General features: G+C 54.8%; 7 protein-coding genes and 1 pseudogene. 4 read left to right on the top strand and 4 right to left on the bottom strand.

The window, feature by feature from the left end:
* Window positions 1-75: 75 nt before the first annotated feature.
* Complete coding sequence (gene ppsA, locus LKE08_RS10125) at window positions 76-2469, bottom strand: phosphoenolpyruvate synthase (protein ID WP_324704096.1); 2394 nt, start codon at window positions 2467-2469, stop codon at window positions 76-78.
* A 341-nt stretch (window positions 2470-2810) separates the two neighbouring features.
* Here ppsA and LKE08_RS10120 point away from each other — a divergent pair, with 341 nt between their 5' ends.
* A complete protein-coding gene (locus tag LKE08_RS10120) occupies window positions 2811-3356 on the top strand; it encodes a GAF domain-containing protein (protein ID WP_324704098.1) in 546 nt (181 codons plus the stop codon).
* 86 nt (window positions 3357-3442) lie between these two features.
* Here the strand turns inward: LKE08_RS10120 and miaA are convergent, their stop codons facing one another.
* Window positions 3443-4357, bottom strand: coding sequence for a tRNA (adenosine(37)-N6)-dimethylallyltransferase MiaA (gene miaA / locus LKE08_RS10115; RefSeq protein ID WP_324704095.1), 915 nt, complete (start codon window positions 4355-4357; stop codon window positions 3443-3445).
* A gap of 137 nt (window positions 4358-4494) precedes the next feature.
* On the opposite strand from miaA, the gene LKE08_RS10110 reads away from it, so the two are divergent.
* Entirely contained in the window at window positions 4495-8088 is a 3594-nt protein-coding gene (locus tag LKE08_RS10110) for a DNA gyrase subunit B (protein WP_324704094.1), read from the top strand.
* A gap of 197 nt (window positions 8089-8285) precedes the next feature.
* Window positions 8286-10502, top strand: a complete 2217-nt coding sequence (locus tag LKE08_RS10105; protein ID WP_324704097.1) for a pentapeptide repeat-containing protein — start codon at window positions 8286-8288, stop codon at window positions 10500-10502.
* Between the two features lie 430 nt (window positions 10503-10932).
* Here LKE08_RS10105 and LKE08_RS10100 read toward each other — a convergent pair whose 3' ends face one another.
* Both LKE08_RS10100 and LKE08_RS10095 read right to left on the bottom strand, forming a co-directional pair.
* A complete protein-coding gene (locus LKE08_RS10100; protein ID WP_324704093.1) occupies window positions 10933-12393 on the bottom strand; it encodes a hypothetical protein in 1461 nt (486 codons plus the stop codon).
* Between the two features lie 118 nt (window positions 12394-12511).
* A complete protein-coding gene (locus LKE08_RS10095; RefSeq protein ID WP_324704092.1) occupies window positions 12512-13495 on the bottom strand; it encodes a GntR family transcriptional regulator in 984 nt (327 codons plus the stop codon).
* 814 nt (window positions 13496-14309) lie between these two features.
* Here LKE08_RS10095 and LKE08_RS10090 point away from each other — a divergent pair.
* Window positions 14310-15203, top strand: a pseudogene (locus tag LKE08_RS10090) (group II intron reverse transcriptase/maturase); the annotation flags it as partial.

Below are 15203 nucleotides of genomic sequence, written 5' to 3'. Positions count from 1 at the left end.
GGGGGGATGGGGGCGGGGGGGGGATCAAAATATACCTCATAGCATCGAAAACTGCTGTAATAATGCGATCGCTTTCTACATTCTCGCCTCCACTTCGGCAACCCGCCGCTTCACCTCCACCACGCTATCGGGGTTGAGGGAAATGGAGTCGATGCCGGCTTCCACCAAAAATTCCGCAAATTCGGGATAGTCGCTCGGCGCCTGACCGCAAATTCCCACCTTGCGTCCGGTTTCGCGGGCGGTTTTAATCAACCGTTGAATCATCCGTTTAACGGCCAAATCTCGCTCGTCGAACAGTTCCGCCAATTCCGAAGAATCGCGATCGACTCCTAACGCCAACTGGGTGAGGTCGTTGGACCCGATGGAGAAGCCGTCGAACCGTTTGGCGAACTCGTCGGCGAGTTCCACGTTGGCGGGAATTTCGCACATGACGTAAACTTGCAGGCCGTTTTCTCCCCGCCGCAGGCCGTTTTCGGCCAGCACTTCCAAGACGCGATCGCCCTCTTTCAACGTCCGACAAAAGGGGATCATAATAATGACATTATCCATGCCGATCGCCTCCCGAACCCGGCGGATTGCCTTGCATTCGAGGGCGAACCCTTCCCGGTAGCGATCGCTGTAATACCGACAGGCGCCGCGAAATCCCAGCATCGGGTTCGCTTCCGGTTTCTCGAACTGTTGCCCCCCGATCAAATCCGCATATTCATTGGTTTTAAAATCGCTCATCCGCACGATGACGGGGTGGGGATATTGGGAGGCGGCAATTTTGGCGATACCCCGGGATAAATTATCGACAAAATATTCGGTTTTGTCGGGATAACCGTGGGTGAGTTGGGCGATCTGGTGGCGGAGGGCGTAGTTTTCAATTTTGTCGAAATGCACCAGCGCCATCGGGTGAATTTTGATGATATTATTGATCATGAATTCCATCCGCGCCAAGCCGATGCCGTCGGCGGGGAGTTGCCACCACCGGGAGGCGGCGGCGGGACTGGCGATATTCATCATGATTCGAGTTTTGGTTTCCGGAATCCCCGCGAGGCTGACTTCTTGGGACTCATATTCCAGGTTTCCGGCGTAGATGTAACCCACATCTCCCTCGGCACAGGAGACGGTGACTTCGCGATCGCCCTCCAACAATTCCGTCGCCTTGCCGCAACCGACAATTGCCGGTATTCCCAATTCCCGGCTGATGATGGCGGCGTGGCAGGTTCGCCCCCCGTGATCGGTGACGATCGCCGCGGCCCGTTTCATGATCGGCACCCAGTCGGGATCGGTCATTTCCGTGACTAAAATTGTACCATCTTGGAAGCGATCGATATCGGTGACGTTGCGAATTAAACAGACTTTTCCGGCCGCGATCGCATCTCCGACACTCAACCCCGCCAACAGCCGTTCCCCCGACTGTTTGAGGCTGTAGGTTTTCAAAACAGCCTCCCGCTTCTGGGACTGGACGGTTTCCGGGCGGGCCTGAACCACGAACAATTCCCCGCTGTCGCCGTCTTTCGCCCACTCGATATCCATCGGCGTGCCATAGTGATCTTCGATGATTTTCGCCCATTTCGCCAGTTCCAAAACCTCTTCATCTTCCAATACAAAAGACTGCAGTTCGTAGAGGGAGGTTTGCACCGTGCGGGTGGTTTTTGTCGTCCCCTGGGCGTAGATCATTTTTTCCTGTTTGTCGCCCAGGGTTTTTTCGGTGATCGGTTTGAATTCGGGGCGATCTAACAGGGGCTTGAAAACGCGATATTGGTCGGGGGTGACGGACCCTTGGACGACTAATTCTCCCAACCCCCAGGCGGCGGTAATTAAGATGTCGTTGGGAAAGCCGGTTTCCGGATCGATGGAGAACATCACGCCGGAACCGGACCGGTCCGATCGCACCATTTTTTGGATGACAATTGAGAGGGCAACGTCCATGTGGGGATAACCCATTGTCGTCCGGTAGCTGATGGCGCGATCGGTAAATAAGGAGGCGTAACACTGGCGGCAGGCTTCCAAGACTTCCTCGGTTCCGGTAATGTTGAGGAAGGTTTCTTGCTGTCCGGCGAAGCTGGCGTCGGGGAGATCTTCGGCGGTGGCGCTGCTGCGGACGGCCACATCGACTTCTTCGGTATGGTAGCGATCGCACAATTCCCGATAGGCGACGCGGATGGTGGTGGCGATGTCTTCGGGGAAGCGCGATCGCACCAACATCCGCCGAATCGCTTTTCCGGCTTTTTCCAGGGGGATTTTTCCGGCTTCAAATTGTTCGATTTGTAACTGAATTTTTGACCGCAGGCCGTTAGCATCCAAGAATTTCCAGTAGGTTCCGGCGGTGATGGCGAAGCCGTCCGGGACGCGGATGCCTTTGCTTTTGAGCGATCGCACCATTTCGCCGAGGGAGGCATTTTTTCCCCCCACGATGGGCACGTCAGTGGCACTGATGGTTTCAAACCAGCGGATATCGGAATTTTCGGTCGGGTTTTCCATTGGGGTTTCTCCTCAATTGTTGATTGACGGGTCATCTGGAATCCGAAACGGGGGCGCATCACCTCGACTCGGCGCACATCCCCTATTTTACTTCTCCGATTTAACTCGAATCTGAGGGCATCGCCACCTTCCCCAGATTCTCATGGTCAGATCGTGCCATTTTAAATCCGGCCGGATAATTCTAAATGGGATCAGTTTGGGCGTTTCAATGTCTGTCTTTAGGGGGATTATAACATGAGGGATTCCCATCGCGCCTCCTCGATGTTAAACTGCGATCGATATCTGAAAAGACGGGATGAGTCAAAAGACCACCGTTCGACTTTTCACAAGGATGCAAAGTGATGAATCTTCCGTCCATCTCCGGCGACCCCAATCATGAGAACTCCCATCCCAATTGCGATCGCACCTTGCAAAGCTTTGTCGATCGTTTGAAACGGGTTGAAGATCGGGATAACTTAGTTCAGACCACCTTGAACCGGCTGCGAAAGACCTTGGGATGCGATCGCATCGTTTTATATTATTTTTATCGCCGTTGGGAGGGACAAGTCACGTTTGAATCCCTCCGCTACATCGACCTGTCGATTTACGGTTCGACGGGGGCGGACGACTGTTTCAACGATACCTACGCCCAACTTTATTTGCAAGGCAGGATTCGCGCCATTTCCGACATCGAAACCGCCGACATCGACCCCTGCCACCGGGAGTTTCTCAGCAGTCTAAAAGTGCGGGCAAATCTAGCCGTCCCCGTCCTCACCGATCGCGGGTTGTGGGGCCTGCTGATCGCCCACCACTGCCGGGATACCCACGCCTGGACGGAGGCGGAAATCGAGGAGATGAAACGGGCGGCGGAAACGGTATCAAATGCCCCGGCAATCCGAGAATTATAGGGAGTCGGGAGTCGGGATTGGCCGAGAAACCGGGTTTCTAAAAGCATCTTGGATTTTCACCCGAGTCACAGATAGAAACCCGGTTTCTAGATCGACAATTCCTCCCAAACGCGATCGCACAGGTCGGGGCGATCGGCATCGAACCATTTGATTTCGGGGTAGGCGCGGAACCAGGTGCGCTGGCGTTTGGCGAATTGGCGGGTGTGCAGAACCGTCAGATCGATCGCGGTTTCTAAAGATATATCCCCCGCCAAATATTGAGTGATTTCCTGATATCCCAATGTTTGTAATAACGGCAGATCTCGGCCGTAGCGATCGCACAATTTTTCCACTTCCCCGACGAAACCCATGTCGATCATCGCCTCGGTCCGCCGGCGGATGCGGCGGGTGAGGGCGTCGGGATCTTCGCAGGTCAAACCCAATTGTAAAATCGGGTAGTCGGGGGGATTTTCTCCCTGCTGTTCCGAAATGGGGCGCCCCGTGACATAATAGACTTCCAGGGCCCGCAACGTCCGCACCGCATCGTTGGGATGAATTTTTTCCGCCGCGGCGCGATCGACCTGTCGCAACATCGCGTAAGCTTGGGGTTGACCCAAATTTTGCAATTGCGATCGCAGTTCCGGCTGGGGGGCGACTCTGGGAATTTTCAACCCCCGGGCGATCGCTTTAATATAAAGTCCCGTCCCCCCCACCAGCAACAACGGGACGTCGGAAACGGGGGGATTGGCAATCAAGCGATCGGCCCGATCCTGGTAGTCGGCGAGGGTGAGGGTTTCCGTCGGATCGCAGATATCGATGAGGTAGTGGGGGACCCGATGCCGTTCCTCGGGGGTGGGTTTGGCCGTCCCGATGTCGAATTCCCGATACACCTGCCGCGAATCCGCACTCAGGATAACCGTTTCCAGACGTTGGGCCAGCGCGATCGCCAGTCCCGATTTCCCCGTCGCCGTCGCCCCGCAGATGACGATGATCCCCGGAGTCCCGGCAGGAGTGTCGCCCATACCTAATCCATCCCACATTCAAACTTCAATTTAGCAGGCCTTCGTTTCGTCTCTAACCCTTTTGTGCTACAATTTTGGGGAGTTTTGTCATTTTTGAGGCCCTCGGGCTTCAGCGCCATTATTGGAGCAGTTTTCACATGACCAGCAGCAGTTATAGCGCCGAACAAATTCAGGTTCTCGAAGGCCTTGAAGCGGTCCGCAAGCGCCCGGGGATGTACATCGGGTCAACCGGGCCGCGCGGCCTGCACCATCTCGTTTATGAGGTTGTCGATAACTCCATCGACGAGGCGCTCGCTGGCTATTGCACCCATATCGAAGTCGATCTGAACGCCGACAACTCCGTCACCGTCACGGATGATGGCCGGGGGATTCCGACGGACACCCACTCCAAAACCGGCAAATCGGCCCTGGAAACCGTGATGACGGTCCTCCACGCGGGGGGGAAGTTCGGCGGCGGCGGTTATAAAGTATCCGGCGGCTTGCACGGGGTCGGGGTTTCCGTGGTCAACGCCCTGTCCGAGTGGGTGGAAGTGACGGTATTGCGCGATCGCAAACGACATCTCCAGCGCTACGAGCGGGGGGTCGCGGTCACGGAACTACAGACGAAAGCCACAAAAGAAGATCATACCGGAACGTCGGTCTGTTTCAAACCGGACACCAAAATTTTTACCACCGGCATCGAATTTGACTACGATACCATTGCCGGGCGCCTGCGGGAATTGGCTTATCTAAACGGCGGCGTGAGAATCACCCTCACGGACCACCGCCTGGAGTTGCTCAAAAAGGACGAGCCCCGAGTCGAGAGTTACTGCTACGAAGGCGGGATTCGGGAATATGTCGCCTACATGAACCGGGAAAAACAGGCCCTCCACGAAGATACAATTTTCGTGTTTGGGGAACGGAACGATGTTCAGGTTGAGGTGGCGTTGCAGTGGTGCGTGGATGCCTACAGCGACACGATTTTGGGATTTGCCAACAACATCCGCACCGTCGATGGCGGGACCCATTTGGAAGGGTTAAAAACGGTGCTCACCCGGACGATGAATGCAGTGGCCCGCAAGCGCAATAAACTGAAAGATAGCGACGCCAACCTCGGGGGCGAAAACGTCCGGGAGGGGTTGACGGGGGTGATTTCTGTAAAGGTTCCCGAACCGGAATTTGAGGGACAGACGAAAACCAAGTTGGGAAATACGGAAGTTCGCGGCATCGTCGATTCCCTGGTGGGGGAAGTTTTGACGGAGTTTTTGGACTTCAACCCCAACATCGCCGATGCCATTTTGGAGAAAGCGATTCAAGCTTTTAAAGCGGCCGAAGCCGCCCGTCGCGCCCGGGATCTGGTGCGCCGCAAATCGGTGTTGGAATCGTCTCCTCTGCCCGGAAAGTTGGCGGATTGCAGCACCCGCGACCCGGAAGAATCGGAGATTTTTTTGGTAGAAGGAGACAGTGCGGGCGGCAGTGCGAAACAGGGACGCGATCGGCGCACCCAGGCGATTTTGCCCCTGCGGGGTAAGATTTTGAATATCGAGAAAACCGACGATGCCAAGATCTACAAAAACAACGAAATTCAAGCCCTGATCACGGCTTTGGGTTTGGGCATCAAAGGGGAAGAATTCGATCCGTCCCAGTTGCGATATCACAAGGTGATTATCATGAGCGTGGCGGGGGACGAACCGACCCTGGTGATGGACGATCGCGGGCGGACTGAATTTGTTAATATCGGCACGTTTATCGATGAGTGCGTGGAGGGGCGGCGGAGTCCCGAACGGTACAGCGTCGTCTCCTTCGATCCGGTGACGCATTCCACCCGTTTCAAACCCCTGAAAGCGGTGATTCGCCACCCCCATTCCGAGCCGATGTACAAAATTACCACCCGCTACAATCGCTCGGTGAAAGTGACGTCTTCTCACAGCGTCTTTGTCTACGAAAATGGGGAAGTTATCCTCAAAAAAGGCAACGAAGTCAAACCGGGGGATTTGTTGGTGGCATCCCGGCGGTTGCCCCGTCCGGCGGAAAGTCCGACGCGGATCGATTTGCTGGATACCTTTTATCGGGCCGGGGTGACGCGATCGCTCTATTTGAAAGGTGAAGACGTGCGTAAAATTGCCGGCGATCGCCTGTTGGCAAAAGTGCAAAATCCCTCGGAGTGGAGCGAGCCCCGGGTGCAACTGGAGGATGTGGCTTGGCGGCAATTGATCGCCCAGCGACAGTTGGCGGGAGTCTCCCAAAAGCAGGTGGCGACGGCTTGCGGGGTCAAACAACCGATTACCGTCAGCCATTGGGAACGGGGCATCAACCGCCCGACTTTGCCCCACTTTTTGGACTATTTGGAGGCGATCGGGGGCAACGAAAATATCGTTTATGAAACGGTGTCCTCGAAGAGTGAGCGACTGTTGGAACTCGACGACAGCAGCAAAAATTCGTCCTGGCGGGAAATCAGCGATTACAAACCCTTTGAATATTTCACCCCCAGCGAATTGATCCGCCTCGGGGAAGGGGTTAAAATTGTTCCCAAAGCCCACAAAAATAAGGCGTGCGATCGCTATCTGCCCGTCACCCGCGAGTTGATGTGTTTCTTGGGCTGGTACGTCGCCGAGGGGACGTTGAGCAAACACCAAGTCAGCCTGAATTTGGGCCGAAAAGATGAGCGGTTTATTCCCGAACTGAGTGCGGCGATCGCGTCCACTTTCGGAGAAACCCCCCGCCGTTACAACGATCCGGATAGCGAGGGCATCAAACTCTATTTCAACAGCGTCCCGGCGGCGCGGCTGTTGCAAGCCTGGGGTCTGGCTAAACTCGCCCACGAAAAGCAATTGCCGGATCTGGTTTTCAGCCTCCCGGAACCGTTGCAACTGGCATTTTTGGAGGGCTATTTCCTCGGAGATGGCACTATCGGAAAGGGCAATTTTTCCTGGACGACGAATTCGCCCGCCCTCAAAGATGGGCTGCTGTATCTGTTCGGACAGTTGGGTTTAATTGCCACGTCCACGGAACATCAAATTGCCACGTCCGAGGATGCCCCGATCCAAACGCGGCACCCCTATTATACGCTCACCATTTGTGGCAAAGAACAGATCGCATTTTGTCAAACTATCTGGCAAAATCACGCCAACGCGCCGCAGTTGCGAGCCCATTTGTCGCGGCCGATGCAAAAGCCCCAGGATTACGTTCACATCAGTGATGATTTGATGGGACTGAAAGTGGTGGCAGCCGAGGAAATTGAATGGGTGGGCGACTACGTTTATGATTTCTCGGTGGAAGGAGACGAAAACTTTGTCTGCGGCAGTGGTGGTTTGTGCGCCCACAATACGGACGCGGACGTTGATGGGGCCCACATCCGCACTTTGTTGCTGACATTTTTCTACCGCTACCAGCGGGAATTGGTCGATCAAGGCTTCATTTACATCGCCTGTCCTCCCCTCTATAAAGTGGAACGGGGCCGCAACCATTACTACTGCTACAACGACCAACAATTGCAGCGGCAATTGGCGGAGTTTCCCGAAAACGCAAACTATTCCATCCAGCGGTTTAAGGGTTTGGGTGAAATGATGCCCAATCAGTTGTGGGATACCACGATGAACCCGGAAACTCGCCGGATTAAGCGGGTGCAAATTGAGGACGCGGCGGAAGCCGATCATATCTTTACGGTGTTGATGGGCGATCGCGTCGCGCCCCGCCGCCAGTTTATCGAGGATCACGCGCCGCGCCTGGATATCACGGATTTGGATATTTAGGTCGCCGGCTTCGGGAGGGCGCAAGCCTCGCGCCCCTGCGGGTCAAGATTGGGGTGGGATAAACCCGCCCCGTTTCTGTTTTTATGCTTCCGTAAAGTTGGCGGCTCGAAAACCTTCCTTTGGAGGGGGATTAGTGGCGCTGGAATGGGGTAAAATTGACGGGAAAGTGCCATATTTCCGAAGGTTGACCGTTGTTGATGCGCCGATCGCTCGAATCTCTCAAAATTCTGGGGTTTGTCCTCCTCGCCCTCCTCTGGTTGGCGATCGCCTCCCCATCCGCTTTGGCGATCAATGCCCAGCCGGAACGCTCCGTTTTGACGCTGGAACTGTTGCAGGAACGGCTGAACAATCCCGTCAACAGCGACGGGGTGGCGGCGATCGACTTGCAACATTCGATCGTCGATCTGCGGCCGGAAAATGCCGAGTTCCGCGATCGCTTTTACCGCCTGTTACAAACTGCCCTCAACCAATCCGGAAACCCCCTGGGATTGAACCTCAGCCACTCCCTCATCAAAGGGGATTTCAACGGCCGCAATTTGGGGGTGAGAGTCCCGCTTTTGGAGGAGAGCATTCAGTCGGTATTCGACCCCGAAGAGGTCGAGAAACTGAAATCGAAAGCCGCCCATTTATCGCTGAATTTAAAAAGTCAAGAACCGTCATCGATGTCGTTGCCGAAGTTGACCGTATTGCGGGGACGGCTGACATTTGAAGAAACCGAGTTTCAGGGCGAAACCGATTTTCGCAATATCTTTTTTCTGAAAGGGGTTGACGGCCGCAACGCCACTTTCAAACAATCCTCAGATTGGTCGGATTGTCGCTTCAATTTGCTCTCCAATTTTGCGGGGGCAGTTTTCCAAGATTCGGGCGATTTTCAACGGATCTATTTCATCGCGGATGCCCAATTTAAGAAAGCCGACTTTCACGGTTTGGCAACCTTTCAGGACAGCCAGTTTCGGGTGGGAAATTTCAACCGAATTCGATTTCGCGGGACGGCGGATTTTAAAAATACGGTCTGGGAAAAAAATGCGGATTTTGGCGAATCTTGGTGGCAGGATCGGGCGGGTTTCGGCAAGTCCAGATTCGATACATCGGTGAGTTTCAAGCGGGCCAGATTTGAAGGACCCGTCGATTTTCGGGATGCCCGTTTCAGCGAGACTGTGAATTTGAGAGAAGCCAGCATTCAAGGGTTGACGGACTTCAGCGATACCGGATTCGGCAAGGGGGTGATGCTGAATGTTTCCAATTTGATGTTCGATTCCAAATCGGCTCAAATTATGGGCGATCCGGGCATTATCGGCCGGGTTCTTGCCGTTCCCACCCTGCGGGGCAATGAGAATTTGTTGCGAAATTTGGTGCAGAATTTTCGGGAACAGGAACAAATTGTCGATGCCAATCACATCGAATATTTGCGGGCGAAGCTGAAGTTAAATTCCCTGTGGGGACAGATTTTCGGGGTGAATATCAACACCGCTTCCATCCCGCGGCTGGTGCGGCTCGGCTTCACCCGGGAACAGGCGGAAACCCTCGCCGAGGTGCGGACGGAACATCCGTTTCGTGAACTGATGGAAATTCTCCAACTCGACGGTTTCGACCTGGCGACTTATATTAAAGTACACGATCGCGCGATCGCCGACGCCAAAGAACGCCCCATCGGAGAGGCATCAACGAGTTGGTGGAATTGGCTTTTAACCGCCACTCACCTGAAAGCGATCGCGGAACGGGTGCTGACGGGACTCCACTGGCTGCAGCTAGAAATTCTGTTATTATTGACCGGTTACGGCACCAATTTTCCCCTCGTCTTCGGGGTAGGAATTGTGGCGATCGCCTATTTCGGTTTGCTATTTTGGTTGGTGGACCGGGTGCGGCGGCGCATCCCCTATCCCATCCTCCCCACCCTCTCGGAAACGGCCTGGATGCTGGGCAGTTACGGTCTTTTTACCGCCATCGGCTTGGTGGAAATTTTCTCCGCCTCCGGACTCGCCGCCCTCACCCTCCTCTGTCTGGCACTTTTCCTCCTCCCCATCCCCGGCTTTTTATTGTGGACGATCTACCGGCGGGGGCGCTATCATAATTTATTAAAAGTTTCCTATTTGACCGAAGATGCCAGCCTCCGACAGTTGCGGTTGATGATCGGACGCCTCCCGACAATGCCGCGCTATCCCATGTTCCGCGAACGCTATTTGCCCATCCTCTGGGACCGGCGCTGGAACTGGTTAAATTACTACGATTTCAGCCTCAATAATTTCCTGAAATTCGGCTTCAATGACCTGCGGATGCGGGACGAATTCATGCCGGCATTGGTGACGACTTTGGTTTGGTATCAGTGGAGTTTGGGGGCGCTGTATTTGATTTTATTATTTTGGACGCTTTCCCGCACCATTCCGGGGTTGAATCTGTTGATTTATTTGAAGTAGAATAAGCAGCGATCGGGTGTAGGGTGTAGGGGCGCTGCGTCTTGCGCCCTCGGGAATTGATTCCCAAGCGGTCTTGATATTTAATCCAACTGGATAGTGGGTGATGGTGCGTTCCCCCCCTCTCACCGACCCACTCGACCGATAATAGATTCAGTGGGAACGCACCCGACTGGAATGTTTCTGCTAAAACTGTGCATTAAAAAAGAAATGGTGGGTTACGGCGCGGATGAAAAGTTGTGGGTTTTTCCGAAAAATTACAGCCGCGCCTAACCCACCCGACTGGACCGACACGGCTAAAAATGTGCTGGATTCGTAGGTTGGGTTAGGCGGCTTAAACCTATGCTGTGAAAGCCATCTAGAAATCCGCCGTAACCCACCGTTTAAGGTGTGTCATTCCACTACGATTGTCAATGGTCAATGATTCCTCGCTTTAACTGGGAAAATGCGACGCGATTTTCTTCCCATCCGGCATATAAACCTGGAGGGGAATTTTAGCGTTTTCGCTGATGGATTCCAGGGCAACTTTGAGGGTTTGGACGTGCTGTTCGGCTTGGTTCCGCTGCTGGGGATTCGTGCCTTTGAGCTTCTCCACATACTCGGGGGTCAAACGCACGGTGATCAGATCGCGGCTGATGCCGTAGTTGCAAACCTTGGGGGCGCCGGCGCAGGTTTTCCGCAGGTCTGCCCGGGCTTTTTCCACCCGAGAATCCACCTGCGCCTGCAGTTCCGCCCGCTGCCAAGCTTGGTTGTAGGTGGGGAGCAATTCTTGGGAGTCCAGATAGTAGGAGCTGCTCTGCGGCACTTTTTTGGCGAAGGACACCGCCCGACCCCAGGAGCGGCTCGCCTCGGTCCAGGCTTCCCGGCTTTCAAAAATCCGGGCCTGGTCGCCGTTGTTGACGGCGCGGTTGTAGGCCTCCAACCCCACCTGTTCGATGGTTTTGCGATCGCGAGCCGCCTCCAACTTGGGCTGGTAGCGGGCCAGCAGCAGTTGGGCTTCTTGATGGGCGATGGTTCCCGCCGGAATCGAAGCCAAAGTATTCGCCGCACTCTGCCAGGTATCGTACACCAACTGCCAACTCTCCGCCCCCTTGGCGACCCCCTGACGGGCCTGGGCGATCTGCGCGGTCTTTTTCGCCATTTCCAGGGTCCGCTCGCCTTCCCGCTCCAATTTCAGCCGCCCCCGCACCTCGGCCAAATTTCCCCGGTATCCGGTCAACCGCCCTTCGGCGAAGGGGTAAATGAGACTGTCCGGGGGCACCTGTTGCAGTTGGGCGATCGCATCTTCCCACAACCGCTCCATCTCCTGCCACTCTTCCACTTCGTGGGGCGGGTTCTGGCTCTTTTGGGCGGCCAACCCCGCCATCCGCAGGGCCGCCACCACCATTGCCAGTTCCCCCTCGTCGGCACGATAATCTTTCAACAGCGCCCGGGCCTCCCGGTGGTAGGGGGACCACCAGGGAATGGTTTTCACCAGTGCGATCGCCCCGTTCAAGTCCTTCTGGGCCAACCCCGGCGCCCGGGAGGAGGGGAGGGTTTCCACCGTCTGCCGGGCGCCCCGAGCCAATTCCTGGGCGCGATCGATTTCCTGGCATTCCCCGATCACGCAGGGGCGGGTGAGGGTGTACAGACAGGCCAGGGCGATGAGGGCGCCGATGCCCATTTGGGGCGAGAGGAGGATTTTCCGCAGCAAGCCGGAAGATTCGGCTTGGGGGGGTTCCGCGGCGGGCAAAATCAAACCTTCGAGGTCTTTCAGGTCGAAGGGATTTTCTTCCTCCGATAGCGGAATCGGACGATCCCACTCGTCAACAAACGGATTTTCGACATCCGGCTTTTCGGATGACTCGGACTGGGGTGCGATGACCGACGGTTTTTCTGGCAGGGTTGCCTTCATGTTTGACTCCTCTTTGAGCTATCAGCTATCAGCTATCAGATTTGAGATATTCGGGTCGGAGGGAATTGCTGACGGCTGACGGCTGAGGGTTCACCGCTGACCGCTGACAATTCTCCCGTTAGTTTAATCCCAATTCTCGCTTGAGCAAATTGATCGACTCGCCGCCGATGTAATTTTCACAGCAGAGCAACTGAGGGGGGCGGATGATGTCTTCGCGGTTCGCTTGAATCGCAGTTTTGACGGCTTTCTCGCTGGCCTGGTCGCAAATCACGACCCGGGCGCTGCGGACGATCGCATTAATTTTATACTCATCCACGAGCTGGGCGGTCATCACCAATACATCTTCGCCCCGCAAACTGTGGATGATCACCTCCGTCGCCCGCAGCAGCCCCGCGCTGAGGCTGACGATGCCCAAGTAGGTCCCCTTGGGCAGCTTTTGGACGAGGGCGATTTCCCGGGCGTAATCGTAAATATCGACGGGGATCACCCGCACGGACTTGGGCGCGGCCACCGCCTCCGCCTGCCCGATAAAATAGCGACTCGTCACCACCGTCCCCGAGGGGACCTGTCCGATGGTGTCGGCGAGTTGTTCGAGGGGGACCAACTGCACCGGAATTCGGAGGGACTGTTCCAACTCCTGGGCCATCAACTGGCCGATGCCGATATCTTGGGTGGGGGCCGTCACCAGCACCCGGGCGCTGCATCGCAGGCGCCAGTCGATTTCGGCCAGGAACAGTTCCCGTGCCTCGTTGAGGGTGCACCCCTGGGAGAGGAGTTCGTCCAGGCCGCGCTGGATGATGTGATTGGCTTCGGGGTAGTGTTTGAGGATGGGGGAATTGAGCCGCGACCCCCCTTCGTGGCCCAGAGCCCGGACGTAGATCCCCGAGCCGGCCTGGGCTTCCACCAGGCCGTTTTCTTCGAGCTGTCGGTAGACTTTGCTGATGGTGTTGCGGTGCAGCCCCGTCTGCATCGCCAACTGGCGGGTGCTGGGGAGGCGATGTCCGGGGGGGAACTGGCGGGAGGCGATCGCGAAACGAATTTGATTGAACAGTTGGTTGGAGGCGGGGATGTCGCTATCCGGCTGAATGTAAAACTGAACCATGACCAATCTCCTAGGGGTCGGCTTCGGAGAGGCGATCGGGCCTCCCGGGCTGTGTGGGTGAGTTTTGGGGGAAAATGACCTCTCTCAAGGGGGAGGGATGAACACCTGTAGTATTAATTAGTGTAGTGCGATTCGTTCGGGAATGAAATAGGGCTGAAATGCCTGAAATAACTTCCCGGTAAGGCTCTCACCCCCTTGGGTGAATATAAGGGGCGCACCCCTGACCAGCCTTATAACTGTCTGTATGTTCCTAAGTTTAATATCACAGGATACTAAATGAGGTCGGAACTCTCAGGGCCAAAGAGAAAGTTGGAAAATTTTAACAATTCTTAACAATCTCTGAGAGAGGAGGCGATAGCCACCCCCAGTTTTGGAATTTCACAACTCCAGGATTGAAGCGGGGAACGGAAGGCGGTGAGGTGGAATCTGCCACCAAAAATCCGACCACTGCCAACCATCTATGACCAACCGAAAGGTGAACATCTGCCATGAACCCTCGATATAATACGGTATCGAAAACAGGTTGATTACGGTGCTGCTCGAATGAGTAAGTGGAAAAGTGGAGGATTTACATAGCTATCCACACAGACCCTTAAAAGTACACCGGGGGAGAGGATGAGTCTAAGGATGGAATACCCCTACAGACGGAACGAATTAACCCCATATTGGCCCTTGCTCAATGGTCGATTAAGCAAGTAGTGAAGGCAATAGCCGCAAGTGTAAGCGCAAGCCACATGGGGGTGAGATGTGACCAGAAGCCAACGCTCGGATGTAATGTCCGGGATATGCAGACGGGCCACGGTTCAGACGTAAGATGGAGACTCAAGTAGTGGTAAAGGCGAGGTCTAGTCAATCCAAAGGTTTTGGCAAGCCAAAATCAGCGGACACTAAGAGTGTATGGAAGGCTATCAACTGGACGAAAGTTCATCGTATAGTCTTCAAGCTGCAAAAGCGTATCTATCAAGCGGCTCAATCGGGACAGGATGCAAAAGCAAGAAGGTTGCAAAGACTCCTTTTGAAGTCATACTATGCAAGGCTCTTAGCGGTAAGGCGTGTAACTCAAGATAACCAGGGCAAGAAGACAGCCGGAGTGGATGGAGTGGTAGCAATATCCCCGAAGCAAAGGTTTAAACTTGTCGAGGAAATCAAGGGAAACTTCAAAGCCAAGCCACTACGGAGAGTTTGGATACCAAAACCCGGACGGGACGAAAAACGCCCGCTAGGAATCCCGACAATCCGAGACAGAGCCAAGCAAGCCTTGGTCAAGATGGCAATGGAACCTTTCTGGGAACCATTATTTGAAGGAACAAGCTATGGGTTTCGACCCGGACGCTCAGGAAATACTTCCAAACGGGAAAAGTGATACTGAGTAATGGGAAAGAAAGGAATGAGAAGTGGATATTCCAAACCAAGGATGGTCTACGACTCCAACAACATAATTGGACTCCCATTGTCTACCACACGCTGGTCAGACCGAACGCATCGACGTATGATGGAAATTGGGTTTATTGGGCAACGAGGAGAGGGAAATCGCCAGAAATCTCGAACCGAGAAGCCAAAATGCTTCAATACCAGAAAGGCAAATGCAAATGGTGCGGACAGCACTTCACAATTGAAGACCAGGTAGAAACCGACCACATCATCCCAAGATGCCTAGGCGGAAAGGATGATTACAAAAACCTCCAATTGCTGCACCGCCACTGTCACG

This window comes from Lyngbya sp. CCY1209 (assembly GCF_035615495.1).
In the GTDB taxonomy this organism is placed as follows: Bacteria; Cyanobacteriota; Cyanobacteriia; order Cyanobacteriales; family Microcoleaceae; genus Limnospira.
Note: the sequence above shows the minus strand (reverse complement) of the source record. Positions and strands in the feature narration are given on the sequence as shown.

Excerpts from the sequence above, each read along its gene's own strand:
- LKE08_RS10120 (WP_324704098.1), top strand. The coding sequence starts at position 2,811 with ATGAATCTTCCGTCCATCTCCGGCGACCCCAATCATGAGAACTCCCAT.
- LKE08_RS10100 (WP_324704093.1), bottom strand. The coding sequence starts at position 12,393 with ATGAAGGCAACCCTGCCAGAAAAACCGTCGGTCATCGCACCCCAGTCC.
- LKE08_RS10095 (WP_324704092.1), bottom strand. The coding sequence starts at position 13,495 with ATGGTTCAGTTTTACATTCAGCCGGATAGCGACATCCCCGCCTCCAAC.
- ppsA (WP_324704096.1), bottom strand. The coding sequence starts at position 2,469 with ATGGAAAACCCGACCGAAAATTCCGATATCCGCTGGTTTGAAACCATC.
- miaA (WP_324704095.1), bottom strand. The coding sequence starts at position 4,357 with ATGGGCGACACTCCTGCCGGGACTCCGGGGATCATCGTCATCTGCGGG.
- LKE08_RS10110 (WP_324704094.1), top strand. The coding sequence starts at position 4,495 with ATGACCAGCAGCAGTTATAGCGCCGAACAAATTCAGGTTCTCGAAGGC.
- LKE08_RS10105 (WP_324704097.1), top strand. The coding sequence starts at position 8,286 with ATGCGCCGATCGCTCGAATCTCTCAAAATTCTGGGGTTTGTCCTCCTC.